The organism is Salipiger abyssi, from assembly GCF_001975705.1.
Lineage (GTDB): Bacteria > Pseudomonadota > Alphaproteobacteria > Rhodobacterales > Rhodobacteraceae > Salipiger > Salipiger abyssi.
This window is the reverse complement of record NZ_CP015093.1, coordinates 4,161,755-4,187,238: the sequence shown is the minus strand read 5'-3', so window position 1 is coordinate 4,187,238 and position 25,484 is coordinate 4,161,755. Positions and strand designations below refer to the sequence as shown.

Sequence of the window (25,484 nt, the reverse complement as noted above, 5' to 3'; positions counted from 1 at the left end):
CGCGCAAGAGACGAGAGGCCCCGCCGGAGCGATCCGGCGGGGCCTTTTCATGTGCGCCTCCGGGGCGCGATGCTGCCGCGGGCGCGCGCCGAATCGTCCGGCGCACCTGCGCTAGCTGCGCCGCAGCAATCGGGTGCGGGCGCGGCCGATCCGGCGAAGCCCCGCCGAACCCCGCGTCAAAGCGCTGCTATTCATGGCTTTTTTCGGCTATCTCGAGCTTTCCGTTTGGCGGGGGCGGCCGGAGTGTCGTAGAAGAGGGGCGCGCGAAAAGACGCCTTGAGGGGATGTGTGAGGATGATCAGATCAGAATTGATCCAGAAGATCGCGGAGGAGAATCCGCATCTCTACCAGCGGGACGTGGAGAGGATCGTGAATACGATCTTTGAGGAGATCACCAATGCCATGGCCCGGGGCGACCGGGTCGAACTGCGCGGCTTCGGGGCCTTTTCGGTCAAGAAGCGCGACGCGCGGCTGGGCCGGAACCCCCGGACCGGCGAAGCGGTCGATGTCGAGGAAAAGCATGTGCCCTTCTTCAAGACGGGCAAGCTCCTGCGCGACCGGCTGAACGGAAAGTAAGGCAGACCTATGCGCTATATTCGCTACGCGTTCCTGGGCGTCCTCGCGGTCGTCCTCGTGGCCATCGCCATGGCCAACCGCTCCATGGTGGAGCTGATGCTGCTGCCGGAGGAGCTGGCGGCGCTGGTGAATTTCCAGCAATCGCTGAACGTGCCGGTGTTTCTGGTGTTTTTCGGCGGCATCGTCGCCGGGCTGCTGATCGGGTTCTTCTGGGAATGGCTGCGCGAGCACAAGCACCGCGCCGCCGCCGCGCAGCGCAAGACCGAGCTGCGCAAGCTCGAGCGCGAGCTGAAAAAGACCCAGGCCGAGCGCGACAAGGACAAGGACGAGGTTCTGGCGATTCTCGACCAGAGCGCCTGAGACCGGGCAGGGGCGCCTTTCGGGGCGCTGCCCCCGCCGCCCGCTGGGCGGCGTCCCCGGGATATTTGGGGCCAATGGAAAACCGCTGGGCTGGTGCGGGATGGATGATATTCGCGTAAAGATCTGCGGGCTGACACGGCCCGAGGACATGGACGCCGTGGCGCGGGCCGGGGCCCGTTATGCCGGGCTGGTGTTCTTTGCCAGGAGCCCGCGCTGCGTGAGCGTGGCGGAGGCGCGCGCGCTGGCGCTGGCGGCGCCGGTGGGGCTCGCCAAGGTCGGGCTCGTGGTGGATCCGGAGGATGCGCTGCTCGACGAGATCCTGGAGGCGGTGCCGCTCGATATGGTGCAGCTGCACGGGCGCGAGAGCGTGGCGCGGGTGGCCGAGATCCGGGCGCGCTATGGCTTGCCGGTGATGAAGGCGGTGGGTGTCGCCAGCGAGGCGGATCTGCCGGCGCTCTTGGAGTACGGCAGGGTGGCGGATCAGCTTCTGGTGGATGCCAAGGCGCCGAAGGGCGCGGCGCTGCCGGGCGGCAACGGTCTGGCCTTCGACTGGCGGCTGATCGCCGGGCGGCGCTGGCCCTGCCCGTGGATGCTGGCGGGCGGGCTGACGCCGGAGACCGTCGGCCGGGCGGTGGCGATGACCGGGGCGCGGCAGGTGGATGTCTCTTCCGGGGTCGAGTCGGCGCCCGGGGTGAAGGATCCCGAACGCATCGCGGCCTTCGTCAAGGCAGCGCTGGCGGCGGGGGCGAAGGCGCGGTGCCGCGCCTCTAGGCAGGGCGCGCGTCGAGGCTGTGCGGGCCGCGGATTTGGCTGGCGCTGCGATGGTTTGCGATGCTTCACTGCCGGGGATGCGGGGAGGCAGCGATGCGGTTTTCGGTCCGTCATGAGACAGTCTACAGCTACGAGGCGCCGGTCGCGCTGGCGCCGCACCGGTTGCGGCTGACGCCGCGCGGCGAGGCCGGGCGGCTGCTGTTGCGCGGGCTGGTGATCGAGCCGGAGCCGGCGGCGCTGCGCGAGATCGAGGATGCCCATGGCAATGTGCTGACGCTGGTGGAGTTCGGCGATCCGGCCAGCGCGCTGCGCATCGACAGCCAGTTCGAGATCGAGACGCAGGCGCCGCTGGCCGCGGACGCTTCGTTGCCGCCGTTACCGTGGCACGGGGAGGGGGCGGCGCTGGCGCCCTATCTCGGGGCGACCGATCCCGGCGCGGCGGTGCGGGATTTCGCGCGTCTGCTGATGGCGGCGTCGCGGGGCGAGGCGCCGGCCTTTCTCGATGCGTTGACGCGGGCGCTTTATGAGCGCACCGACCGGCGCATTCGCGACACCGGCTATGCCCAGAGCCCGGAGGAGACGCTGCTGCGCGCGGTGGGGGCCTGCCGGGATCTGGTGGTGCTGTTCATCGCCTGCTGCCGGCTCATGGGGATCCCGGCGCGCTTTGTCAGCGGCTATCAGGCGCGGGCGGAGAGCGTCGACGGCAAGCGGCACCTGCATGCCTGGCCCGAGGCCTTCCTGCCGGGGCTTGGCTGGCGCGGCTACGACCCCACCCACGGCACGCGGGTGAGCGATGGTCATGTGGCGCTCTGTGCCGCGCCGGAACAGGCGGAAACCATGCCGGTGGAGGGGGGCTATTACGGCGCGCCGATGGGCACGAGCCTGCGTTACCGCCTCGAGATCGTCGCCGAGGATTGAGCGAGGGACTGGATGGAAAACCGCTGTGCCAAAAACAGAAAGGCCACCCGAAAGGGCGGCCAGTTCCGTTCGTCGCGATCTTCGGACGCTTCAGCCCTGACGGGCCTTGAAGCGACGCTGGGTCTTGTTGATCACGTAGACACGGCCCTTGCGGCGCACAACGCGACAGTCGCGATGGCGCTTTTTGAGCGAGCGGAGCGAGTTTGCGACCTTCATTTCGGTCTCTCCTCTTGTCGCGGCGCGCGAGCGCCTGGCGTTGCGGTTTCCCGTGGCACGAGGCCGCGGGGAGTGATGTCCATGGTGGGCGGTACTGGGATCGAACCAGTGGCCCCTACGATGTCAACGTAGTGCTCTACCGCTGAGCTAACCGCCCGTTATGGACCGCGCGATCCTGTTCCCCTTGCCCCAGAATAAAACGGGGCGCGGAGGAACCGCGCCGGTGGAGCGCTCTATAAAAGGAGTCGGGAGCGGTGGCAAGCGCTTTTCCAGAGCTTTTCCCGGTTTCCTAACTGTCTGTAAAACGGGCTTTTGGCGGGGATGCAAATGGGGCTAAACTGGCGCGGAAGGAGCCCGAATGCCGAAAGTCGCCTATCACCTCGATCTGCCGGAGGCGGCCACCTCCTGCGTGGTCTTCGCATCACCGCATTCGGGGCGCGATTACCCGTGGAGCTTCCTGCGCGGCACGGTTCTCGACGAACAGTCGATCCGCTCTTCGGAGGATGCCTTTGTCGACCGGCTTTTCGACTGCGCGCCGCAATTCGGCGCGCCGCTGCTGCGCGCCGGGGCGCCGCGCGCCTTCATCGACCTCAATCGCTCGGTGGACGAGCTCGATCCCGCGCTGATCGAAGGGGTGCGGCGCGGCGGGCACAATCCGCGCGTGTCGAGCGGGCTGGGCGTGGTGCCGCGGGTGGTGGCGAACGGTCGGGCGATCTATCGCGGCAAGCTGCCGTTGGCGGAGGCGGAGCGACGGATCTCGCGCTACTGGCACCCCTATCACCAGCAGCTGCGCGGGTTGCTCGAGAGCGCGCGGGAGCAGCATGGTGAGGCGATTCTGATCGATTGCCACTCGATGCCGCATGAGGCGGTGGAGGGTGTGGCGCGCAGCTCCGGACGGCGCCCGGAGATCGTGATCGGCGACCGGTTCGGCGCCTCTGCCGCGCCGGAGATCGTGGCGCGGGTCGAGGCGGCCTTTGCCGGGGCGGGGCTGGCGGTGGTGCGCAACACGCCCTTTGCCGGGGCTTATGTGACCCAGGCCTATGGGCGACCGTCGCGCGGCCAGCACGCCATCCAGGTGGAGATCGACCGGTCGATCTATATGGATGAGGCGCGGATCCGGCCGAATGCGCGGTTCCAGGCGTTCCGGCGGCTCTTGCGCGGGGTGGTGGCGGAAATCGCTGCCATCGGCCACCGCGATGCGGAACAGCCGCTGGCGGCGGAATAGGGGCGGGGGCAAAAGTCTTCGAAGACTTTTGCAAATTTCTTCGAAGAAATTTGGGCGCGGGCGGTCAGGGAAACAGCCGGTTCAGTGCGGTGTCGAGTGGCCCCGCATCGTCGATCTGCAATCGCACGGGCAGGGTCAGCACCTTGGGGCGGAAGGCGTCGGGCAGCCGTACCGCGTCCTTTTCCGTGGTCACAAGCTGCGCGCCGAGCCGTGCCGCGTCGGTTTCCAGCCGGGTCAGCAGCGCCGGGGTGAAGGGCTGGTGGTCGTCGAGCGCTTGGGTACCAGCCAATTCGGCGCCGAGGCCTTTCAGGGTGGCGAAGAACTTCTCGGGGTGGCCGATCCCGGCAAAGGCAAAGGCGCGCATATCGGCCCAGTCCATGCCGGTTTGCAGCGGCTCCAGCCGGCCGGTCAGATGCGGCAGGGCGATTCTGTCGCCCCAGCTCGCGGCGAACTGACGTTGCGCCGGGCCGGGGCCGATGGAGAGCAACAGATCGGCGCGGGCGAGACCTGCGGGGACCGGCTCGCGCAGGGGGCCGGCGGGCAGGCAGCGCCCGTTGCCGAAGCCCTTGGCGGCATCGACCACGATCAGCGACAGATCCTTTTGCAGGCCGGGGTTCTGGAAACCGTCATCCAGCAGGATGACCTGCGCCCCGGCGGTCACGGCGGCGCGGGCGCCGGCGGCGCGGTCGCGCGCCACCCAGACCGGGGTGAAGGCGGCGAGCAGCAACGGCTCGTCGCCCACATCCGCCGCCCCATGCCGGCGTGGATCAACCTGCACCGGGCCGCTCAGCCGCCCGCCATGGCCGCGCGAGACCACATGCACCACCAGGCCGCGCGCAGAGAGCCGTTCGATCAGTGCGATGACCGTGGGGGTCTTGCCGGTGCCGCCGGCATTGAGGTTGCCGACGCAGATCACCGGCACGCCGGGGGCAAGCCCTGCCTGCCGCGCGACGCGACGGGCGGTCGCCCGCGCGGTCAGCGCGCCCAGCGGCGCCAGCAGACGGGCCTGCCAGCCGGGCCGGGAGGGGGGCGTGTACCAGAAGCCGGGCGGGCGCATCAGGCGGCCTCTCCGGCGCCGTCGCCGCCATCGCCATCGAGCCACTGAAAGATCAGCGCGATCACCTCGTCGGTGAGCGCCGCGCCCTGGCTGACCACATCCCAGCCGGCATGGGCCATGGCAGCCGCGCGGTCGGGCGCAATGAGCTGCGACACCGCCGTCGCCAGCGTGTCGAAATCGCGCACGATGCGTGCGGCGCCGGCATCGACCAGCCGCGTATAGGCGGAAAGGTGGCGCCTGACATTCGGGCCGTAGAGCAGGGCGGCGCCATGGGCGGCGGCCTCCAGCGGGTCTTCGCCGCCATGGCCGGCGCGCAGCGAGCCGCCGAGGAAGACGATGGGAGCGAGCCGGTACCAGAGCCCCAGATCGGCGGCATCGGCGGTGAGCAGCACCTGGCAGTTCTCATCGGGCATGTCGCCGCTCTCCCAGCTGGCGATGCGCAGGTCCGAGGCACTTGCCGTGCCGGCGATGGCGACCCCGTCCTCTGCCGTTGCCGGCACCAGGACCAGCAGCAGCCGGTGGGCGAGCCGCGTGGCGCGGCGATGGGCGCGCAGGATGTCCGAGGCCTCATCGGCGCGGATCTTGGCGGCGAGCCAGACCGGGCGGCCCGAGAGCGCCTGCGCCAGCTCTTCGTGCAGCGCCGGCGGACAGTCGAGCGGCGGCGCGGTCTCGCTGAGCGGACCGGCGCTGCGCAGCCGGCTGTCGCTCAGCCCCAGGCGGCGCAGGCGACGCAGCGCGGCACTGTCCTCGGCAAAGATCCGGTCGAACAGCGTCAGCGCGGCGCCGGTGCAATCGGGCACCCAGAGCGGCGCGGGGGTCGTCCAGATCTCGTTGCGTGCCCCGAGATGGATCATCCGCGTGCCGATGGCGGAGGTCCGCGCCAGCAGCGCGGGCGCCAGGAGCTGGCCGGTCCAGAGCCCCAGATCCGGGCCCCAGTGATCGGCGAAGGCCTGGGCATTGGCCAGGCTGTCGACGGGCAGCGGCAGCACGATGCGGTCGGGGGCGCCGGCGGGCACGGCCATGCCGGGCGGATGGGTGAGCAGCAGGGTGATTTCCGGGCGCTGGCTCTGCATCCGCACGGCGAGCGCCGAGAGTGCGCGCGCGGCCTCGGCACTGTCCGCATGCGCCCAGAGCAACGGCCCCTCGGGCCGGGAAGGCGCCGGAGGCATGGGCGTTGCGGGGCGTCCGCGGGCAAAGGCCAGATAGGCCGAAAGCGCGAAGGGTTTGCGCGTCAAGGCTGTCAGCCGAGCTCCTCGGTGGTCGAGGCCTCGGTCTCCTCGTCGCGCAGCCGGTGCAGATGCGCGATGTAATAGCGCATATGGGCGTTGTCGACGGTGCGCTGCGCCTCGGCCTTCCAGGCATCATGGGCGCTGGCGTAATCGGGGAAGATGCCGACGATATGGATGTCGTCGACATTCTTGAAGGTGTTCTTTTCCGGGGTCACGAGTTCGCCGCCGAAGACGAGGTGCAGTCGCTGAACCATCCTTGATGTCCTTTCCCGTGCTGACGGGGGCAACCTACGGGCTGGCCGGGCGAGGTCAAGCGCGGAGGCGGCGGTGCAAAAGTTTTCGAAAACTTTTGCAAATTTCTTCGAAGAAATTTGCGGACGGGTGGAGCGCTCAGGGCATCTGCCGCAGCCGCGCGACGATATCCGCGTGCAGTGCCGGGTTGGCGGCAACCACCCCCTCATGCAGCGGTTTCTCGGCGTTGAAGCGGATCGCATCGCCGCGCCGGTCGGTCAGCCGCGCGCCGGCTTCCGCGAGCAGCAGCGCGCCGGCGGCGATGTCCCATTCCCAGGACGGGCGGAAGGTGAACATCGCATCATAGCGCCCCTCGGCCACCAGCCCCAGCCGGTAGGCGATGGAGGGGCGGTGGCTGCGCGTGGTGGCGGGCGTGCCCTGCCGCCAGTGGGTTGGGTCGAGCGCCGGCTTGGTCGCCAGCACATGCGCGCTCTCCAGCGTCGCGGCGCTGCCGGCGCGCAGGCGGCGGTCGTTGAGCCGCGCGCCTTCACCGGCCTCTGCCGTATAGAGCTTGTCGCGCAGCGGCAGGAAGACCACGGCGGCGGTGATCTCTCCGTCCTCGGCCACGGCGATGGAATGCGCCCAGCTGTCCGAGCCCTCGATGAAGCTGCGGGTGCCGTCGATCGGATCAACGATGAAGACCTTTTGCGCCGCCAGCCGGGCGGGATCGTCGGCGCTCTCCTCGCTGAGCCAGCCATAGCCGGGGCGGGCGCCGCGCAGGATTTCCGCAAGCACCGCGTTCACCGCCATGTCGGCATCGGTCACCGGGCTGCCGTCGTCGGGCTTGTGGCGCACATTGATTTCGGCACCGATAAAGCGCGTCGCGGTTTCGGCCGCCGCCTGGGCGGCGCGCATGAGCAGCGCGAGATCACTCTCCGGCAAGGGTCAGCCCCTCCACCAGCAGCGAGGGCACCACGCGCGACAGCCAGGGCCGGGCGTCGTTCGCGGGCGTCATCCGGCGCAGCATGTCGCGCAGATTGCCGGCGATGGTCACACCCGAGACCGCATAGGCCGGCACGCCGTTCTCGACCCAGAGCCCCGCCGCCCCGCGCGAATAATCGCCGGTATTGGGGTTGATCGTGGCGCCGATCATCGAGGTCACGATCAACCCGGTGCCCATCTCGGCGATCAGGTCCGCGCGGCTCTGCGACCCCTGGGTCAGCTCGAGATTCCAGGTGCTGGGCGAAGGCCCGCCCGAGGTGCCGCGCGCGGCATTGCCGGTGGGCGCCATATCCAGCTTGCGGGCATTGGCCAGATCGAGCGTATAGCCGGTCAGCACGCCGTTCTCGACGAGGGCGCGGCGCTGCGTCGGCAGGCCTTCGGCATCGAAGGGGCGGGAGCCTGAGATGCGCGGGCGGTGTGGATCCTCGATCAGCGACAGCTCCGCCGGCAGCACCTCTTGCCCCAGGGCGTCGCGCAGCCAGGACGCGCCGCGCGCCACCGCCGCGCCGTTGGCCGCCGCGATCAGATGGCCGATCAGCGCGCCGGCGATGCGCTCATCGAAGAGCACCGGATAGGCACCGGTCTTGGGTTTGCGCGGGTTCAGCCGCTCCAGCGCGCGCTCGGCAGCGCTGCGGCCGATTTCCTCGGGCGCGCGCAGGTCGCTCTGGAAGGTGCGCCCGTCGCCGTCGTAATCGCGTTCCATCGCCAGCCCTTCGCCGGCGATGGCGACGCAGGACACCGAGCGCGAGCTGCGCATATAGCCGCCGGAAAAACCGTTGCTGGTGGCCAGATGCACCTGCCGCCGCCCGTAGCCGGCGCTGGCCGCCTGCACCTGCCCGATGCCCGCGACGCCAAGCGCGGCGGCCTCGGCGGCGCAGGCATCCTCCTGAAGCGCCGCCGGGGCGGGCTCCGGCGCCGGGTCGCACATCTCGAGCGCGTCGGCATCCCAGTCGCGGGCAAGCTGGTCCGGATCGGCGAGCCCGGCATAGGGATCTTCGGGCGCCTCGCGGGCCATGGCGACGGCGCGTTCGGCCATCGCCGCCAGTGTTTCGTCGCGCGTGTCGGAGGCCGAAACCACCGCCGTGCGCCTGCCGACAAAGACCCGCAGCCCGATATCGGTGCCCTCCGAGCGCTCGGCCTGTTCCAGCGTGCCGTTGCGTACGTCGATTTCGGTGGCGCTGCCAGCGACCGCCAGCGCATCGGCAGCATCGGCGCCGGCCTTGCGGGCGGCGGACAGGAGGGCATCGGTCAAGGTATCGAGGGGGCGGGTCATGTGTTCTCCGTCTCGGGTCGTTCTCCGAGGTAGGCCGCGCGGCGGCGCTGTGCAAGGAAAAGGCGCCGGATTGGTCTGCGCTGTGGCGCTACCGGTGCGGGGGGGGCGCCCGCTACTCGGTCTTTGCGACCACGCCGAGGATCGGCCCCAGCGCGCGCCCGATATCGCGGCGGCCGATCTCCGGCGCCCAGAGCCGCGAGACATTGCCGTCGAGAAACAGCGCCTGCGGCAGGCCCAGCCTGTCGCGGAACAGCGAGGCGAATTCGTGGAAGGTCACCGCGCTTTCGGAGATCGCGAAAACGGCCCTCTTGCCGTCTTCCGAGGTGCCGACGCCGTTGCGCATATAGCGCGATGTGCTGTCGGGCAGGAAGCGCGGGTGCAATTCGCCGTCGACCACCAGCATCGGCCCCGATTGCTGCGCATAGCGGCACTCGGGCCGGTCGCGCAGAAAGGTGCGCGTCTCGATCACGTCGGCGCGGTCCTCGCGGATGCAGAAGATGCCATTGGGCAGCAGCCCGAAATTGCCCGGGCCGGCGTTGGAGATGACGCGCATCGCCTCCTCGCCGCCCTCGACATAATAGCCGACCGGCGCGCGATCCTCGTGATACATGCCGCCATTCATGGCAAAGACCAGCGTCTCGCCCTCGGCGCGCAGCGATGCGTCGAGCGTGGCGAACTGTCCCCAGGGCGTGCCGTCGGGGGCGTTCAGAAAGCCGCGCAGTTCTTCGTGTTCGGCATCGACGGTGCAGAGCGTGTAGCGGTTGCGCTCGTAATCCACGCTCTCGCAGGTGACGGCGCGGGCGGGTAGCGCGGGCAGGGCGCCCAGCAGCAGCGCGCAGGCGGCGAGCCAGCCGCGCACCGGCTAGTCTTCCAGGTCGCGGCGCACCGCGTCCTGCGCGAAAAGCCGGCGGGTCTCGTCGAGCCGGTCGAAGGTCTCGTCGAGGCGGAAGCGCAGCTCGGGGGCGAATTTCAGCGTCAGCCCTTTCGACACCGCGCGGCGCAGCTCGGATTTGTTGCGCTTGAGCAGGTCGAACATCTCGTCCGCATGGCCGCCGCCCAGCGGCACGACATAGGCGGTGGCGACCTTGAGGTCGGGAGAGACGGTGACCTCGCCCACGGTGATCGACAGGCGGTTGAGTTCGGGATCGTGGATATCGCCGCGCGTCAGCACATCCGAGAGCGTCCGGCGAATGAGTTCGCCGACCCTCAGCTGGCGCTGGCTTGGTCCGTGCCCGTCGTGGAATCTGTTCTTGCCCATGCCTTCCCACTTAGTGCTTGCCCGCCCCTTTGCCAAGCGCGCCGACGCGCGGTAAGGAGGCTCGGGTTTCGCGCGATTGGGATTGGAGAGCAGGATGACCGAAAAGCCGGGTGTCGTGGTGACGGGGGTGTCGGGCCGCATGGGCCAGATGCTGGCCCGCGAGGTGCAGAAGAGCGACCGGCTGACGCTTGTCGGCGCGCTGGAACGCGAGGGCCATGACTGGGTGGGCCGCGATCTGGGCATCTGCATGGGCGGCACCGAAAACGGCGTGATGGTGACCGATGACGCGCTGGAGGCCTTTGCCAAGGCGCAGGCGGTGATCGACTTCACCGCGCCCGCTGCCACCGTTGCCTTTGCCGAGCTCGCCGCGCAGGCGCGGGCGGTGCATGTGATCGGCACCACCGGGCTGTCGCCGGAGGATCTGCACAAGATCCATGTGGCGGCGCGCCACGCGGTGATCGTGCGGGCCGGCAATATGTCGCTCGGCGTGAACCTGCTGACCAAGGTCACGCAGCAGGTCGCCGCCGCGCTGGATGCGGACTGGGATATCGAGATCGTCGAGTCGCATCACAACCAGAAGGTCGACGCGCCCTCGGGCACCGCGCTGATGCTGGGCGAGGCCGCTGCCGAGGGGCGCGGCGTGGCGCTGGACGAGGTTTCTGACCGGGGCCGCGACGGCATCACCGGCAAGCGCGAGCGCGGCCATATCGGCTTTCACGCCATTCGCGGCGGCGATGTGGTGGGCGAGCACGAGGTGATCTTTGCCACCGCCGGCGAGCGCATCGTGCTGAAGCACATCGCTTCCGATCGCGCGCTCTTTGCCCGTGGTGCGCTCAAGGCCGCGCTCTGGGGGCAGGACAAGGCGCCCGGCGAATACGACATGCTGGATGTTCTCGGTCTCGAAGACTGACCGTGTGGCGCCGGGGCCTTGCGCCCGGCGCCCCGGCGGGAGCGCATGTTTTCCGGGCAGTGCCGGCCCAGGAACCGGCTTATTCCGCAATCTGCAAGGTCAAAGCTGTTGGTGATCCGGGCGTGATGAAGTAAGTCGGAGGCGACGCAAGTACTTCCCAGATATTGATTTTCCCGACCAATCTCAGGAAAGAGACCGCTTTGACCCAAATCATCTTCATTTGCCGGCGCTCGCCGGACTGGGCATCGCTCAGTCGCGATTACCAGCAGGGGCTGAAGATCGACGACAGCCGCTACGTGCCGCAGGAACATATCCCCGGGTTTCCCAAAGACCTGCCGCGCCTGATCGCCAAGTGGAACAAGAGCAAGAAGGTCGATTTCTTTACCTTCCGCGCGACGGTCGCTGAAATTTCTCAGCAGAGCATCCGCAGCGTGCCCTCCTCGATCTCGCTCGAGGCGAACGACCCCCGGCTTGCCGAGATTGTCGCGGGACATCCCGATGCGCTCATCTATTTTCACGATGACGACGATTTCTTTTCACCCGATATCGCGAAGGATGCCGAAGCAGCGGCAGAGAAGGGCGGCGCGTTTGACGTGCTGGTCAGCCCGCTGCCGCGGATCGGGCTGCCGACCTATACCTTCGTGACCCCGGAGATGGAGCCGGAATTCGTTTGGGGGGCACCCACGCCGTTCCATTACACGTTCCAGAGCAACAATTACGGGCTTCGGCTGGGCGGCGGCATCCCGGCGGAGGATCTGCTGAAATATGCCGACCATGTCGAGGCCTCGGCCTTTGCCGATGAGACCAAGCCGGTCATCCGCTACAGCTCGAAGATCCTCAGCGCCACGATCAAGACACCGGCCTCCGCGTCGCTGCTGCAATTCTTCTTTGGCCGGCGCGCGCGGCTTCTATCGCTGCTCGGGCGGCGGACCTGGCGCGACAGCTATTTTCAGGATTTCGTCAAGGCCTGCGATACGTCGGCGCTGCCGGCGGATCTCGACTGGCTGCGCCGGGATTCCGACAAGGTCATCGCGCTGGTCGACAAGGCCGGCGGATAGGCCAGGGCGCCCGGGGCGCACGGCTCAGAAGTCGATGGCGATGCCCTTTTTCTCCCAGTCGCCATAGCGCGCGGGGTCAAGCCCGTCGCGACCGCCATATTCCTTCGGCGCCGGTGCGCGCGCTGCCTCGATCTCGGCCTGCTTGCGGCGTTCGGCGGCTTCGGCCAGTGCGCGCTGCGCGGCGGGGGGCAGGTCTGGGCGGGCGGTGTTGTCTTCGGACATGGCGGCTTTCCTCGTCTCTATCCCCTTGATATATGCGCCGCCAGCCCCGCGACACAACCCGGAGACCGCCCTCATGCCGACCATTTCCTCTGCCCGCGTGCAATGCGTGGCGCTGCTGGGCCAGGTGCTGGGGCAGGGGCGGCTCTTGTCCGAGGCGATGTCGGGCCCGGCCTGGCAGGCGCTTTCCGCGCCCGACCGCGCGGCGGCGCAGCGCATGGCGCAGGAGGTGCTGCGCAATCTCGAACGCTGCGACCGGCTGCTGAAGCCGCATCTGCGCAAGGGGCCGCCGCTTTTCGTCAGGAACGTGCTGCGGCTGGGCGCCTGGGAGCTCTGCACCGGCGGTGCCGCGCATGGGGTGGTGAATGACTGCGTGCAGATCGTCGCGCAGGACCGCAAGGCGCAGAGCATGAAGGGGCTGGTCAACGCGGTGCTGCGCAAGCTCAGTGCAGACGGGCCGGCACAATGGGCCAAGCTGCGCGTGCCGCGTCTGCCGCGCTGGCTGCGCGAGCCGCTGGTCGCCGCCTGGGGCGGCAAGGCGGTGGCGGCGATGGAGGCGGCCCATCTGGCCGGCGCGCCGCTCGACCTGACGGCAAAGGGCGATCCGGCGGCGCTGGCACAGGCCGTGGGCGGCGTGCTGCTGCCCTCCGGCTCGGTGCGGCTGGCGGAAGCCGGGCAGGTCTCGGCGCTGCCGGGTTACGAGGCCGGCGACTGGTGGGTGCAGGATGCCGCTGCCGCGCTGCCGGCGCGGCTGCTCGGTGATGTGGCGGGGCTGCGGGTGCTGGACATGTGCGCGGCGCCCGGCGGCAAGACGATGCAGTTGGCGGCGGCGGGCGCGCAGGTGACCGCGCTCGATCTGTCGGAGGCGCGGCTGGCGCGGGTGGCGGAGAACCTCGCCCGCACCGGGCTCAGGGCCGAGATCGTCGCAGGCGACGCGCTGGAGCATCAGGGCACATATGATGCCGTGCTGCTCGATGCGCCCTGTTCGGCCACCGGCACGATCCGGCGCCACCCCGACCTGCCACATGCCAAACAGGGCGAGGGGATCTCGGAGCTGATCGGGCTTCAGGAGAGGATGATCGACCATGCGCTGTCGCTGCTGGCGCCGGGCGGGCGGTTGGTCTTTTGCACCTGTTCGCTGATTCCCGACGAGGGCGAATGCCAGATCGAGGCGGCGCTGGCGCGGCATGAGGGCCTTGAGCTGCTGCAGGCCGAGGCGCCGGGCGTCGAGGCCGGCTGGCGCGCGCCCGAGGGCGGGCTGCGGCTGCGGCCCGATTTCTGGGCGGAACGCGGCGGCATGGACGGGTTCTACATGGCGGTTCTGCGGAAACCCGGCGGTTCGGCGCCATTCCAAGGTGACTTGCCCGACCCCACTGGTTAGTATCGCCGCAAGAACAGCCGCGGCAAGAGCGGGCGAGAGGCACGAGGGCGCATGTCACAGACGGAAAGCTGGTCCGCCGCGGCGACGCGGTTTCTGAACCGCTTTCACGCGCGCATGGCCGCCCGTTCCCGTCCCGCGCTGGGATTCGTCTCGCAGCAGGAACCGCGCAGCACCGGCAGTTTCGCCAAGGGCCGGCAGCTTTGCGCCGGCAATCTGATGTTCGCGGGCCATCTGGTCGAGGCGCCCGGCGCGATGATCTGGGATCTCGACACGCCGGATGCCGCCTGGGAGGAAGAGATCCACAGTTTCCGCTGGCTCGACGATCTGGCGGCGGCGGGCGATGCGCGGGCGCGCGGCGTGGCGCAGACCTGGCTCTGGGGCTGGATCGCACGCTATGGCAGCGGCAAGGGCGCCGGCTGGGCGCCGGAGCTCGCCGGGCGGCGGCTGATCCGCTCGATCCAGCACGCGCTTTTTGTGCTGCGCGGCATCGACAGCGAGAAATCCGGCGATTTCTACCGCGCGCTGGCCTGCCAGACGATCTTTCTCAGCCGCCGCTGGCAGAGCTCGGCGCCGGGGCTGCCGCGATTCGAGGCGCTGACCGGGCTGCTCTATGCCGGGCTGTCGCTGGAGGGCATGGGCGCTTATGTGGAACCTGCCCGCCGTGCGCTGGGGGCGGAATGCACCCGGCAGGTGGATGCGCAGGGCGGCATTCCCACCCGCAACCCCGAAGAGCTGCTGGAGGTGTTCACCCTGCTGACCTGGGCGCAGGCGGCGCTGGAGGAGGCGGACGCGGTGCCCGACGACGCGCATCTGGCCGCCATTGGGCGGATCGCGCCGACCCTGCGCGCGCTGCGCCATGCCGATGGCGGGCTGGCGCGCTTTCAGGGCGGCGGGCGCGGGCTCGACGGGCGGCTCGATCAGGCGCTGGCGGCCTCGGGCAGCCGCAGGCGGCAGGCCGAGGGGCTGGCCATGGGCTATGCCCGGCTCTCTGCCGGGCGCAGCAGCGTCATCGTCGATGCGGCACCGCCGCCGGGCGGGCGCGCCTCGGCGGATGCGCATGCCTCGACGCTGGCCTTCGAGCTGACCTCGGGGCGGCGTCCGCTGGTGGTGAGCTGCGGCTCCGGCGCGGTCTTTGGCGAGGACTGGCGGCGCGCCGGCCGCGCCACGCCCAGCCATTCGACGCTTTGTCTCGATGGGTATTCCAGCGCGCGGCTGGCGCCGCCGCGGCGGGTCGGCGGGGTGGAGCGCGAGCTGCTGGAGGATGCGCCGCAGAACGTGCCGGTGGAGATCGGGCAGGCATCGGACGGGCTGCGCTTCGAGGGCGGCCATGACGGCTATCGCACGACCCACGGGCTGACCCATGCGCGCATTCTGGAGCTGACCTTCGACGGGCGCGGGCTGGTGGGCGAGGATCTGCTGATGACGCTCACCGATGTCGACAAGAAGCTGTTCGACCGGCGCATGGATGCGGTGAAGCTCTCGGGCCTGCCCTGGCAACTGCGCTTTCACCTGCATCCGGAGGTGGATGCAGAGCTCGACATGGGCGGCAACGCGGTCTCGCTGGCGCTGCGCTCGGGGGAAATCTGGGTGTTTCGCTACGATCCGGGGCCGGAGCTGACGCTGGAGCCGTCGGTTTACCTGGAAAAAGGCCGGTTGCGGCCCCGTGCCGCCAAACAGATCGTTTTATCCGGCCGCGCGATGGAGTATGCGACGCGCATCCGCTGGTCTCTGGCCAAGGCGCAGGACACCGCGATTGCGGTGCGCGACCTGGCGACGGACGAGGCGGAGCCGACGCATTGAACCATCTGGGGACCCCAACCGTATGCCTGACCTGCACAAAGTCGCCCGCGCACTGATTTCCGTATCCGACAAGACCGGCCTGATCGAGCTGGGCGAGGCCCTCGCGGCGCGGGGGATCGAGATTCTCTCCACCGGCGGCTCGGCGAAGGCGCTGCGCGAGGCGGGCGTCGCGGTGCGCGACGTGGCCGAGGTCACCGAGTTTCCCGAGATGATGGACGGGCGGGTCAAGACGCTGCATCCGCGCATTCATGGCGGGCTGCTGGCGCTGCGCGACAATGCCGAACACCGGGGCGCGATGAAAGGCCATGGCATTCCCGAGATCGACCTGCTGGTGGTCAATCTCTACCCGTTCGAGGAGACGGTGGCCAAGGGCGCCGATTACGAGACCTGCATCGAGAATATCGACATCGGCGGCCCGGCGATGATCCGCGCCGCCGCCAAGAACCACGGTTTCGTCAATGTGGTGGTGGATGTGGCCGATTACGCCCCGCTGCTGGCGGAACTCGATGCCAATGACGGCGCGACGAGCTATGCGTTCCGCCAGCAACTGGCGCTGACCGCCTATGCCCGCACCGCCGCCTATGACAGCGCCGTCTCGGCCTGGATGGCGGGCGCGCTGGACGAGGCGGCGCCGCGCCGCCGGGCCTTTGCCGGCGAACTGGCCCAGACCCTGCGCTATGGCGAGAACCCGCATCAGAGCGCCAGCTTCTACCGCGACGGCTCCGGTCGCCCGGGCGTGGCGAACGCGGTGCAGCAACAGGGCAAGGAGCTCAGCTACAACAATATCAACGACACCGATGCCGCCTTTGAGCTGGTGTCGGAATTCCTGCCCGGGGACGGGCCGGCGGTGGCGATCATCAAGCACGCCAACCCCTCGGGCGTGGCGAGGGGCGCGACGCTGAAGGACGCCTATCAGAAGGCGTTCGACTGCGACCGCACCTCGGCCTTCGGCGGCATCGTGGCGCTGAACGGCAAGCTGGATGCGGAGACCGCCGAGGCGATCACCGAGATCTTTACCGAGGTGGTCATCGCCCCCGGCGCCGACGACGCGGCCAAGGAGATCTTTGCCAAGAAGAAGAACCTGCGCCTGCTGACCACCAGCGGCGTTGCCAATCCCGGCGTGCCGGGGCTGACCTATCGTCAGGTGGCGGGCGGCTTTCTGGTGCAGGACAAGGACACCGGGATGATCGGCCTCGACGATCTGAAGGTGGTGACCAAGCGCCAGCCCACCGAGGCCGAGCTGCGCGACCTGCTCTTTGCCTGGAAAGTGGCCAAGCACGTCAAGTCGAACGCCATCGTCTATGTCAAGGACGGCGCCACCGTGGGTGTCGGCGCGGGCCAGATGAGCCGGCTCGATTCGGCGCTGATCGCCGCCAAGAAGGCCGAGCGCATGGCCGAGGCGATGGGCCTGCCGGAGCCGCTGACCAAGGGCTCGGCGGTGGCTTCGGACGCGTTCTTCCCCTTTGCCGACGGGCTGCTGGAAGCGGCGGCGGCGGGGGCCAGCACGGTGATCCAGCCGGGCGGCTCGATGCGCGACGACGAGGTGATCGCGGCGGCCGACGAGGCGGGGCTGGCGATGGTGTTCACCGGGATGCGGCATTTCCGGCACTGAGCCGGCGCGCTCGTCAAGCCCTTGCGGGCTTTCCTCGCAGTATGGTGGGCGGGCCGGAGCGATGCTCCGGCCCGTTTGCGTGTCAGGCCTGTGCGGCCTCCATGCGGAGCCGGCCCTCGTTGAGGAAACAGATCCGGTCGAAGGCGGCGAGGTCGAGCGGATTGGGCAGGCGGATATCCGAGCGCCCGGGCATTTTTCGCGGGCTCAGATCGAAGCTGCGGTCGATCTGCGAGATGATGGCGCAGATGGCCCCGGTCTCTTTCACATGGCGCCGCAGCGCGCCGATCTGGGTTGCGAGATCGGGAGTGCTGCGTTTCTGGTCGAGCAGTTGCAGATAGTCGATCACGGCAAGGGCAGGGGTGCCTGCGCTCGCGAGACGGCGAATGACGTGATCCGCCGATATGTCGTCTGACGTATCCACCTGCACCGCCCCTGCATCGGCGGAGGGGGGCAGTCCGAGCTCTGAAAGCCGCTGGCGGACGTCGCGTTCGTGGTAATCGAGCGTGAAGAAAAACCCGGTTCTGCCGAGCGCGCCGGCGCGCGCCGCGAGCTCCAGACCGAGCAGGGTCTTGCCCTGTCCGGGCCGTGCGCCGATCAGGATCAGGTCGCCGGGAACGAGCCGCGACAGGACGGCTGCCGCCGGGCGCGCCTGCGATGCCTGCGAGGCGAGATGGCTCCAGCTCTGGTAGCCTTGTTCGCTGGCAACGCGATCCAGTGCCCGGTGCAGGGGAATGCCCTGCTGGCGGGCGAGATCTCTGGCGTTGCGTTTCAGCCTGTAGATGGGGGCGGAGAGATGCATATGTCTGGTCCTCCTCTTCCGAGCAGCCGACGCAAACCCTCCTTATGCATATGCTCGGACGAGACAGGTCCGGAATGACGACGCTCCGCATGATACATGCTTCCCCGCTGGAGGGAGGCGGCCCGAGCCAGGCACGGGGGCAGTCTAGCCGGGCGGGGGTGGAAGGCTCAAGCGGCAAAGCGCGCGCCAGCGATGGGAAAGAGAAAGGCCGGAGCGATGCCCCGGCCTCTGTCCCGTGCGAACCACCAGAGCGGCGGCTTTAGCCCGGCGCGTCCTCCAGCCCCTCGGGCTGACCGACCACGACGAAGCGCAGCGCATCCGGTTGCAGGAGCCGGGCGGCCACGCGCGCGATATCCTCCGCTGTCACCGCTTCGATATGATCGTTGCGGGTGGTGACATAGTCCGGCGTCAGCCCGTCCATCTGCATGCCCACGAGGATGCGCGCGATGGGGCCGTTGCCGTCGAAGCGCAGCGGATAGGCGCCGGTGAGATAGGTCTTGGCCTGCGCCAGCTCGGCATCGCTGACGCCCTCGCTCGCCATCCTGGCCCATTCGTCGCGGATCACCGAGATCGCCTCGCCGATGCGGTCATTGGCCGAGGCGACCCGGCCCAGATAGAGCTCGGCATGGTCCATCGGCAGCAGATAGGAATAGACCCCGTAGGTCAGGCCGCGCTTTTCGCGCACCTCGGTCATCAGCCGCGCCTCGAAACCGCCGCCGCCGAGGATCGTGTTCATCACATAGGCGGCGAAGAAATCCGGATCGTCGCGCTTCAGCCCCTCATGGCCGAAGAGCGCCACCGATTGCGGCGTGTCGAAGGGCACGACCGTGGTGCCGGCCGTGGTGGCGACGTCAACATCCTCGGGCAGCGGCGCGCCGGTGGCGGGCAGATCGCCGAGCAGCCGGTCGATCAGCGCCGAGAGTTGCTCGGGAGAGATGTCGCCCGCCGCGGCGATATAGACCCGGTCGCGGGCCAGCGCCGCCCGATGGGCCGCGACCAGATCGTCGCGGGTGAGCGCGGTGACGCTTTCCACCGTGCCCTCGGGCTGCGAGCCGTAGGGGTGATCGCCAAAGACCAGGCGGTCGAACTCGGCATTGGCGATGGCGTCGGGATCCTTGAGGTCGCTGCGGATGCCCGAGAGCACCTGCGCGCGCACTCGCTCGACCGCATCCTCGCCAAAGCGCGGATCTATGAGGCTTTCGCGCAGCAGCGCCACCGCCTCGTCGCGGTTCTCGGTCAGGAACTTGGCCGAGACCGACACGGTGTCGGGCCCGGAATCGTAGCGGAAGCTGGCGGCGAGCGCGTCGCGCGCCTCGGCAAAGCCGCGTGCGTCGTACTCGCCGGCGCCTTCCTCAAGCAGGCCGACCATCAGGTTGGTGGCGCCGCGCTTGCCGGGTGCGTCGAGCGAGGTGCCGCCCTCGAAGCGGATTTCCAGCGAGGTGAAGGGGATCGAGGGCTCCTCGACCAGCCAGGCGGTGAAGCCCATCGGCGTCTCGACCGTCTGGATATCGGCTGCGGCGAGGGCGGGGCCTGCGAGGAACAGGCTGGCGACGAAGGCGAAAACCGGTTTCATTGGGTCACCTCCTTGGGGGCGTCCTGCGTTTCTTCGGGCATCAGATAGCCGGTGACCGATTGCTTGCGGTCAAAGACCTTGCGGGCTGCCGCCACGATCTCCTCGCCGGTGATCGATTGCAGGATGTCGGGCCAGGCCTGCACGTCCTCCACCGTCAGCCCGGAGGTCAGCGCGCTGCCGTAACGCCGCGCCAGCGACTGCACGCTGTCGCGCTCGTAGATCCGGTCGGCGCGGAGCTGGAACTTGATGCGCTCCAGCTGATCCGGGTCGACGCCCTCGTCGATGAAGCTGGCAAGCGTCTCGTCGAGCTCGGCTTCGAGCTGGGGCAGGGTCACGCCGGGGGCTGGCACGGCGACGAGGCCAAAGCTCGAATCGTCATAGGAGGTGCCGTCGTAGAAGGCGCCGGTATAGAGCGCGGACTTGCTGTCGAATTGCAGGTCGCGGTTCAGCACCGAGGTCTGGCCGCCACCGAGGATCTCGCTCAGCAGCGTCAGCGCCGCCGCCTCGCGCTGGTCGCCCGGATCGCGCTCGGGCGCGAGATAGCGGCGCATCACATAGGGCTGGGCCACGCGCGGATCGCGGAAGGTCAGCCGGCGCTCGGCGAGCTGGCGCGGCTCCTGCGGGCGGGCGCGCGGTGCGCCGACCTCGGGGTTGGCGGGCAGAGGGCCGTAATGCTCCTCGGCCAGCGCCTGCACCTCGTCGGGGCGCACGTCGCCCGCGACGATCAGGATGGCGTTGTTGGGGGCGTAGAAGCGGTGATAGAAATCATACGCGGCGTCGAGATCGAGCGTCTCCATCTCGTCGCGCCAGCCGATGATCGGCACGCCGTAGCGGTGGTTGAGATAGAGCGCGGCGCCGAGCTGCTCGCGCATCAGCGCGGCGGGGTCGTTTTCCACCCGCATGTTGCGCTCTTCGATGATCACATCGCGCTCGGTGAGGATGTCCTCCTCGTCGAGCCGCAGATTGACCATGCGGTCGGCCTCCATCTCCATCATCAGCCCGAGCCGGTCGGCGGCGATGCGCTGGAAATAAGCGGTCTGGTCGTAGGAGGTGAAGGCGTTGTCGGTGCCGCCATTCTTGGCCACGACCTGGGAGAACTCGCCGGGCGCCAGCGTATCGGTGCCCTTGAAAAGCAGGTGTTCGAGGAAATGCGCAACGCCGGACCGTCCGGGCGTCTCGTCCGCCGATCCGGCGCGATACCAGACCATCTGGACGACGACGGGGGCGCGATGATCCTCGATCACCACCACATCCATGCCGTTGTCGAGCGTGAAGGTGGTGACCGGCTCTTGGTCCTCGGCCAGTGCGGGGAGCGCTGCGAGAGCCAGGGCGGCGCAGGCCGCGGCGAGTGTCTTCATCGGCAAAGTCTCCGGTCTGAACTCTGAATGTGAGCGTCAACCTACGCGCCCGGGGGGCAACTTCAAGCGGCGCTTGCGGTTTCGTGATTGTGGCGGATGACGCGCAGGGGCGCGCCGGGGGGTGAGGCGGCGGCTCAGGTCACCGATTTGCGCCGCTGGTATTTCGGATGGTCCCAGAGCGCGCCGCGCAGGACGCGGGCCAGAACCTCGACCGCCTCGCGGATCTCGTCCTCGCCGATGTAAAGTGGCGTGATGCCGAAGCGCAGCACGTCGGGGGCGCGGAAATCGCCGACGACGCCGAGGTCGATCAGCGCCTGCATGATGGCGTAGCCGTGTTCGGAGCGGAACGAGACCTGGCTGCCACGCGCGTCGTTGTCGCGGGGGGTGGCGAGTTTCAGCCCGGGGCAATGCTGCTCGACCTCCTCGATCATCAGCCCGGTGAGGGCGAGCGAGCGTTTGCGCAGCTTTTTCATGTCGACCTTGTCCCAGACGTCGAGCGCCGCGTCGAGCGCGGCCATTTGCAGGACCGGCGGCGTGCCGACGCGCATGCGCTCGATGCCCTCGCCGGGACGGTAGCCCTGTTCGAAGGCGAAGGGGGCGGCATGGCCGAGCCAGCCGGCAAGCGCCGGGTCGGCGTGCTCGGCATGTTCGGGAGAGACATAGATGAAGGCCGGCGAGCCGGGGCCGGCATTGATGTATTTATAGGTGCAGCCGACGGCGAAATCGGCGCCGCCGGCGGCGACATCGACAGGCAGGGCGCCGGCGGAATGCGCCAGATCCCAGATCGCCAGCGCCCCCATGTCATGCGCCTTGCGGGTCAGCGCCTTGAGATCGTGGCGCCGCCCAGTGCGATAATCGACCTCGGTTACCAGCAGCACCGCCACCTCTTCGGTGATCGCGTCCTCAAGCTCGTGCGGGGCGACGAGGCGCAGCTCGTGACGGTCGCCGAGCAGCCGGATCAGCCCCTCGGCCATGTAGAGATCGGTGGGGAAATTGCCCCGGTCCGAGAGGATCACCCGGCGCTCGGGGCAGATCTGGAGCGCGGCGGCGAGCGCCTGGAACACCTTGATCGAAAGCGTGTCGCCGATCACGACGTGATCCTCCTCGGCGCCGATCAGCCGGCCCAGCCGGTTGCCGAGCCGTCGCGGCATGTCCATCCAGCTGCAGCTGGTCCAGCCGCCGATCAGATGCTCGCCCCATTCCTCTGAGAGCATGCGCTCCATCCGCGCGGGTGTGGCCTTGGGCAGGGGGCCGAGGGAATTGCCGTCGAGATAGATCAGGCCGAGCGGAATATGGAACTGGTTACGGGTCCAGGCGAAATCGGTCAAAACGCTCCTCCGGCGCAATTGCTTCGCCAGACCCTGACGCCGTTTCGCGCCGGGGGCAAGCCGCCGGATTGCGGCTTGTCATACCTATTCGCATCTGTGAATGTCATGCGCGGTAGCCATGAGGGAGGAGCGACCATGCGAGTTGGAGTGACGATCGGGGCGGTATTGCTGGCGGGGGCGGCCGCCGCGCATGAGGATATTGCGGACCAGTATCCGCAGTCGGAGCTTTACGACAAGCCGGTGGAGGTGATCCCGCATGTCTGGAGCGCGATCGGTGCGACGGCGCCGCCGACCTATGAGAATTCGGGTCATAACAACAATCTCAGCTTTGTGGTGACCGGCGATGGCGTGGTGGTGATCAATGGCGGCGCCTCGGCACGGCTGGCGGCGGCGCTGCATGAGGAGATCAAGGCGGTGACCGATCAGCCGGTGAAGCTGGTGATCAACGAGAACGGCCAGGGCCACGCGATGCTGGGCAATTCCTACTGGGCGGAGCTGGGGGTCGATATCCTCGCGCATGAGGATGCCATCGAGGTGTTCGAGAAGGATGGCGATTTCATCCTTCAGGGCATGCAGAATTACAACCGTGACAAGGCTGAAGGCACGGGGGTTGCCGTGCCGAACTTGTCTTTTTCCGATAAATACACCGTCGAGATGGGCGAGGTGGCGCTGGAGGTTCTGCATCTGGGGCCGGCGCATGATCCGGGCGACACGCAGGTTTGGATTCCGCAATGGGGCATTGTGATCGCCGGTGACATCGCCTTTCATGAGCGCATGCCGCCGATCTTTGCCGAGACCTGTACGAGCTGCTGGATCGAGACCTTTGACGGGCCGTTCACTGCGCTGGGGGCGACCTATGTGATCCCCGGCCATGGGCATCCGACGAATATGGCGCAGGTGACGCGGTTCACCTCGGACTACCTCAAGGATCTGCGCGCCAAGATCCGCGTGCATATCGACGAGGGCGGCGATCTGGCGAGCGCCTATTACGTGGATCAGTCGACCTGGGAGGGGCTCGACACATTCGAGGAGCTGGCGACGAAGAATGCGGGCCGGGTGTATGAGGAGATGGAATGGGAGTGACCGGCTCATTCGCCCTTGCGGGCGGCTTCGCTTTGGTTTGACATGTGGCGGAATGCTGCATGAAGGATGCCGGGTATGTTTCGGAAATGGGTCGATATTCCGCCGGTCTGGCTGGCCGTTTGCCTGGCGCTGGCCTGGGTGCAGGCGCATCGCTTTCCGATGGGGCTGAGCTTTGGCCCGGTCTGGGCGGATCTGCTGGGCGGGCTGCTGGTGGGCGGTGGCGCGCTGCTGGCGGCGCTGGCGCTGGCCGAGATGCGGCGACATCACACCAGTTTCATGCCGCATGACGAGGCGGCGCAGCTGGTGACCAGCGGCATCTTCAAACGCACGCGCAACCCGATCTATCTGGGCGATGGCATGATTCTTGCGGGGTTCATTCTGTTCTGGGATGCGGTGCTGGCGCTACCGCTGCTGCCGGTCTTTGTCTGGGTGATCGAGAAACGCTTTATCGAACCCGAGGAGATGCGGTTGCAGCGAAAGTTTCTTGCGAGATATGCTAAATATTCGCAACAAACGAGAAGGTGGCTTTAAATCCGTCTCCGGATGTGATTAACCGACGCGATGACGTTGTGAGCGGCCGGTCTGGATTGTAGACACGGTATCAATTGGCATGTGCCGCGACGGCAAGAGACATGTCTCAGGAGATCCTAAGGGGGACGACAAACGTGAAGATAGGGACGCCAAAGGAACTGGCGGCAGGTGAAAATCGCGTTGCGATGACGCCGGACTCGGCGGGCCAGCTGCAAAAGCTGGGCTATGAGTGCCTGCTGGAACGGGGCGCCGGCGTGAAGGCCGGGTTTGCGGATTCCGCCTATGAAGCGGCGGGGGTGACGCTGGTCGACGATGCGCAGGCGCTCTGGGCGCAGGCGGAGATCGTGGCCAAGGTGCAGCCGCCGACCGATGAGGAGGCAGCCGGGCTGCGCGAGGGTCAGCTGCTGATCTCGTTCTTCTGGCCGGCCGCCAACGAGGCGCTGATGAAAGAGGCCGCCGACAAGGGCGCGTCTGTCATCGCCATGGACATGGTGCCGCGGATCTCCCGCGCGCAGAAGATGGACGCGCTGAGCTCGATGGCCAATATCGCGGGCTATCGCGCGGTGATCGAGGCGGGCAACAATTTCGGCCGCTTCTTCACCGGGCAGGTGACCGCCGCCGGCAAGGTGCCGCCCGCCAAGGTGCTGATCGTCGGCGCCGGTGTGGCCGGCCTCGCCGCCATCGGCACCGCGACCTCGCTGGGCGCGATCACCTACGCGTTCGACGTGCGGCCGGAAGTGGCCGAGCAGGTCGAGTCGATGGGCGCGGAATTCGTCTATCTCGATTTCGAGGAAGAGCAGGCGGACGGGTCGAGCTCTGGCGGCTATGCCTCTGTTTCCTCGCCGGAATTCCGCGAGGCGCAGCTGGCCAAGTTCCGCGAGCTGGCACCGGAAATGGACATCGTCATCACCACGGCGCTGATCCCCAACCGCGAGGCGCCCGAGCTCTGGACTCCGGATATGGTCGAGAGCATGAAGCGCGGCTCGGTCATTATCGACCTCGCCGCCGAGCGTGGCGGCAACTGCAAGCTGACCGTGAAGGACGAGAAAATCGTCACCGACAATGGCGTGACCATCGTCGGCTACACGGATTTCCCGAGCCGCATGGCGACGCAGTCGTCGAGCCTCTACGCCACCAATATCCGTCACATGATGACCGACCTGACGCCGGAGAAGAACGGCACGGTCGATCACAATATGGAAGACGACGTCATCCGCGGCGCCACCATCGCGCACAAGCATGACGTGACCTGGCCGCCGCCGCCGCCCAAGACCAAGGCGATCGCGGCCGCCAAGCCGAAGGAGAAGGCACCCGAGCTGACGCCGGAAGAGAAGCGCGCGCAGGAAGTGGCGGCCTTCAAGGCGCAGACCCGGAGCCAGGTGACCCTGCTCGCGGTGGGTGCGGCACTGCTGCTGGGCGTGGGCCTCGTGGCGCCCGCGAGCTTCATGCAGCATTTCATCGTCTTCGTGCTGGCGGTCTTCGTGGGCTTCCAGGTGATCTGGAACGTGAGCCACTCGCTGCACACGCCGCTGATGGCGGTGACCAACGCGATCTCGTCGATCATCATCCTCGGCGCGCTGATGCAGATCGGCTCGGGCTCGTTCCTGGTGATCCTGCTGGCGGCGCTGTCGGTGTTCATGGCCGGGATCAACATTTTCGGCGGTTTCCTCGTGACGCGGCGCATGCTCGCCATGTTCCAGAAGTCGTAAGGGGGAG

General features: G+C 68.2%; 25 protein-coding genes, 1 tRNA gene and 1 pseudogene. 13 read left to right on the top strand and 14 right to left on the bottom strand.

The features are described from left to right. The first annotated feature begins 294 nt into the window (after window positions 1–294). From ihfB to Ga0080574_RS23930, 4 genes and pseudogenes are all read left to right on the top strand, one after another. Window positions 295–576 (top strand): integration host factor subunit beta, encoded by a 282-nt coding sequence (gene ihfB / locus Ga0080574_RS23945; protein WP_076705549.1) that lies wholly within the window; start codon window positions 295–297, stop codon window positions 574–576. A gap of 9 nt (window positions 577–585) precedes the next feature. Further along, window positions 586–936 (top strand): LapA family protein, encoded by a 351-nt coding sequence (locus tag Ga0080574_RS23940; protein WP_076705547.1) that lies wholly within the window; start codon window positions 586–588, stop codon window positions 934–936. 100 nt (window positions 937–1,036) lie between these two features. Beyond that, a pseudogene (locus tag Ga0080574_RS23935) lies at window positions 1,037–1,707 on the top strand (phosphoribosylanthranilate isomerase). Window positions 1,708–1,800: 93 nt separating this feature from the next. Then, the gene (locus Ga0080574_RS23930) at window positions 1,801–2,625 is read left to right on the top strand and encodes a transglutaminase family protein (RefSeq protein ID WP_076705544.1); all 825 of its coding nucleotides are present in this window, start codon (window positions 1,801–1,803) and stop codon (window positions 2,623–2,625) included. A 90-nt stretch (window positions 2,626–2,715) separates the two neighbouring features. Here the strand turns inward: Ga0080574_RS23930 and ykgO are convergent, their stop codons facing one another. Then, entirely contained in the window at window positions 2,716–2,841 is a 126-nt protein-coding gene (gene ykgO, locus Ga0080574_RS23925; RefSeq protein WP_007792261.1) for a type B 50S ribosomal protein L36, read from the bottom strand. A gap of 82 nt (window positions 2,842–2,923) precedes the next feature. Continuing rightward, window positions 2,924–2,998 (bottom strand) — tRNA-Val (locus Ga0080574_RS23920). 201 nt (window positions 2,999–3,199) lie between these two features. Between Ga0080574_RS23920 and Ga0080574_RS23915 the strand changes: the two genes are divergently transcribed. Then, window positions 3,200–4,066 (top strand): N-formylglutamate amidohydrolase, encoded by an 867-nt coding sequence (locus tag Ga0080574_RS23915; protein WP_076705537.1) that lies wholly within the window; start codon window positions 3,200–3,202, stop codon window positions 4,064–4,066. Window positions 4,067–4,130: 64 nt separating this feature from the next. On the opposite strand, the gene lpxK is transcribed toward Ga0080574_RS23915, so the two are convergent. The 7 genes from lpxK to rbfA form a co-directional block, all read right to left on the bottom strand. Then, complete coding sequence (gene lpxK / locus Ga0080574_RS23910; RefSeq protein WP_076705535.1) at window positions 4,131–5,123, bottom strand: tetraacyldisaccharide 4'-kinase; 993 nt, start codon at window positions 5,121–5,123, stop codon at window positions 4,131–4,133. Beyond that, window positions 5,123–6,358, bottom strand: a complete 1,236-nt coding sequence (locus Ga0080574_RS23905) for a 3-deoxy-D-manno-octulosonic acid transferase (protein WP_076705533.1) — start codon at window positions 6,356–6,358, stop codon at window positions 5,123–5,125. Before Ga0080574_RS23905 ends, lpxK begins: the two co-directional genes overlap by 1 nt. Before the next feature lie 5 nt (window positions 6,359–6,363). After that, the gene (locus tag Ga0080574_RS23900; protein ID WP_076705525.1) at window positions 6,364–6,606 is read right to left on the bottom strand and encodes a DUF4170 domain-containing protein; all 243 of its coding nucleotides are present in this window, start codon (window positions 6,604–6,606) and stop codon (window positions 6,364–6,366) included. A 136-nt stretch (window positions 6,607–6,742) separates the two neighbouring features. After that, on the bottom strand, window positions 6,743–7,525 hold the full coding sequence (locus Ga0080574_RS23895; RefSeq protein ID WP_076705523.1) for an inositol monophosphatase family protein: 783 nt from the start codon (window positions 7,523–7,525) through the stop codon (window positions 6,743–6,745). Then, complete coding sequence (locus Ga0080574_RS23890; RefSeq protein WP_076705521.1) at window positions 7,512–8,858, bottom strand: TldD/PmbA family protein; 1,347 nt, start codon at window positions 8,856–8,858, stop codon at window positions 7,512–7,514. Before Ga0080574_RS23890 ends, Ga0080574_RS23895 begins: the two co-directional genes overlap by 14 nt. A gap of 112 nt (window positions 8,859–8,970) precedes the next feature. Then, window positions 8,971–9,717: a phosphodiester glycosidase family protein gene (locus Ga0080574_RS23885; protein WP_076705520.1), complete on the bottom strand. Its 747-nt coding sequence runs from the start codon at window positions 9,715–9,717 to the stop codon at window positions 8,971–8,973. Between the two features lie 3 nt (window positions 9,718–9,720). Beyond that, window positions 9,721–10,116, bottom strand: coding sequence for a 30S ribosome-binding factor RbfA (rbfA, locus tag Ga0080574_RS23880; RefSeq protein ID WP_076705519.1), 396 nt, complete (start codon window positions 10,114–10,116; stop codon window positions 9,721–9,723). 94 nt (window positions 10,117–10,210) lie between these two features. On the opposite strand from rbfA, the gene dapB reads away from it, so the two are divergent. Together dapB and Ga0080574_RS23870 are read left to right on the top strand one after the other, a co-directional pair. Then, window positions 10,211–11,026, top strand: coding sequence for a 4-hydroxy-tetrahydrodipicolinate reductase (dapB, locus tag Ga0080574_RS23875; protein WP_076705517.1), 816 nt, complete (start codon window positions 10,211–10,213; stop codon window positions 11,024–11,026). 200 nt (window positions 11,027–11,226) lie between these two features. Beyond that, window positions 11,227–12,084, top strand: coding sequence for a hypothetical protein (locus tag Ga0080574_RS23870; protein ID WP_076705515.1), 858 nt, complete (start codon window positions 11,227–11,229; stop codon window positions 12,082–12,084). A 24-nt stretch (window positions 12,085–12,108) separates the two neighbouring features. On the opposite strand, the gene Ga0080574_RS23865 is transcribed toward Ga0080574_RS23870, so the two are convergent. After that, window positions 12,109–12,306, bottom strand: a complete 198-nt coding sequence (locus Ga0080574_RS23865) for a DUF1674 domain-containing protein (protein WP_076705513.1) — start codon at window positions 12,304–12,306, stop codon at window positions 12,109–12,111. Window positions 12,307–12,379: 73 nt separating this feature from the next. On the opposite strand from Ga0080574_RS23865, the gene Ga0080574_RS23860 reads away from it, so the two are divergent. From Ga0080574_RS23860 to purH, 3 genes are read left to right on the top strand one after another with little or no spacing between them, the layout of a single operon-like run. Next, window positions 12,380–13,684, top strand: coding sequence for an RsmB/NOP family class I SAM-dependent RNA methyltransferase (locus Ga0080574_RS23860; protein ID WP_076705511.1), 1,305 nt, complete (start codon window positions 12,380–12,382; stop codon window positions 13,682–13,684). A 51-nt stretch (window positions 13,685–13,735) separates the two neighbouring features. After that, a complete protein-coding gene (locus Ga0080574_RS23855) occupies window positions 13,736–15,484 on the top strand; it encodes a heparinase II/III family protein (protein WP_076705509.1) in 1,749 nt (582 codons plus the stop codon). Between the two features lie 22 nt (window positions 15,485–15,506). After that, complete coding sequence (purH, locus tag Ga0080574_RS23850) at window positions 15,507–17,096, top strand: bifunctional phosphoribosylaminoimidazolecarboxamide formyltransferase/IMP cyclohydrolase (RefSeq protein ID WP_076705507.1); 1,590 nt, start codon at window positions 15,507–15,509, stop codon at window positions 17,094–17,096. 82 nt (window positions 17,097–17,178) lie between these two features. Here purH and Ga0080574_RS23845 read toward each other — a convergent pair whose 3' ends face one another. From Ga0080574_RS23845 to kynU, 4 genes are all read right to left on the bottom strand, one after another. Continuing rightward, window positions 17,179–17,895 carry a DNA helicase gene (locus tag Ga0080574_RS23845; RefSeq protein ID WP_076705505.1) on the bottom strand — a complete coding sequence of 239 codons (717 nt, stop codon included), beginning with the start codon at window positions 17,893–17,895 and terminating at the stop codon, window positions 17,179–17,181. A gap of 259 nt (window positions 17,896–18,154) precedes the next feature. Further along, the gene (locus Ga0080574_RS23840) at window positions 18,155–19,468 is read right to left on the bottom strand and encodes a M16 family metallopeptidase (RefSeq protein ID WP_076705503.1); all 1,314 of its coding nucleotides are present in this window, start codon (window positions 19,466–19,468) and stop codon (window positions 18,155–18,157) included. Beyond that, a complete protein-coding gene (locus Ga0080574_RS23835; RefSeq protein ID WP_076705501.1) occupies window positions 19,465–20,826 on the bottom strand; it encodes a M16 family metallopeptidase in 1,362 nt (453 codons plus the stop codon). Before Ga0080574_RS23835 ends, Ga0080574_RS23840 begins: the two co-directional genes overlap by 4 nt. A 134-nt stretch (window positions 20,827–20,960) precedes the next feature. Next, window positions 20,961–22,154, bottom strand: coding sequence for a kynureninase (kynU, locus tag Ga0080574_RS23830; RefSeq protein ID WP_076705499.1), 1,194 nt, complete (start codon window positions 22,152–22,154; stop codon window positions 20,961–20,963). A 135-nt stretch (window positions 22,155–22,289) separates the two neighbouring features. Between kynU and Ga0080574_RS23825 the strand changes: the two genes are divergently transcribed. The 3 genes from Ga0080574_RS23825 to Ga0080574_RS23815 all read left to right on the top strand — a co-directional run bounded on the left by Ga0080574_RS23825 (window position 22,290) and on the right by Ga0080574_RS23815 (window position 25,477). Further along, window positions 22,290–23,237: an MBL fold metallo-hydrolase gene (locus Ga0080574_RS23825; RefSeq protein WP_076705497.1), complete on the top strand. Its 948-nt coding sequence runs from the start codon at window positions 22,290–22,292 to the stop codon at window positions 23,235–23,237. A gap of 75 nt (window positions 23,238–23,312) precedes the next feature. After that, entirely contained in the window at window positions 23,313–23,768 is a 456-nt protein-coding gene (locus Ga0080574_RS23820; protein ID WP_076705495.1) for a methyltransferase family protein, read from the top strand. Window positions 23,769–23,902: 134 nt separating this feature from the next. Next, window positions 23,903–25,477: a Re/Si-specific NAD(P)(+) transhydrogenase subunit alpha gene (locus tag Ga0080574_RS23815; RefSeq protein WP_076705493.1), complete on the top strand. Its 1,575-nt coding sequence runs from the start codon at window positions 23,903–23,905 to the stop codon at window positions 25,475–25,477. The last annotated feature ends 7 nt before the right edge of the window (window positions 25,478–25,484 follow it).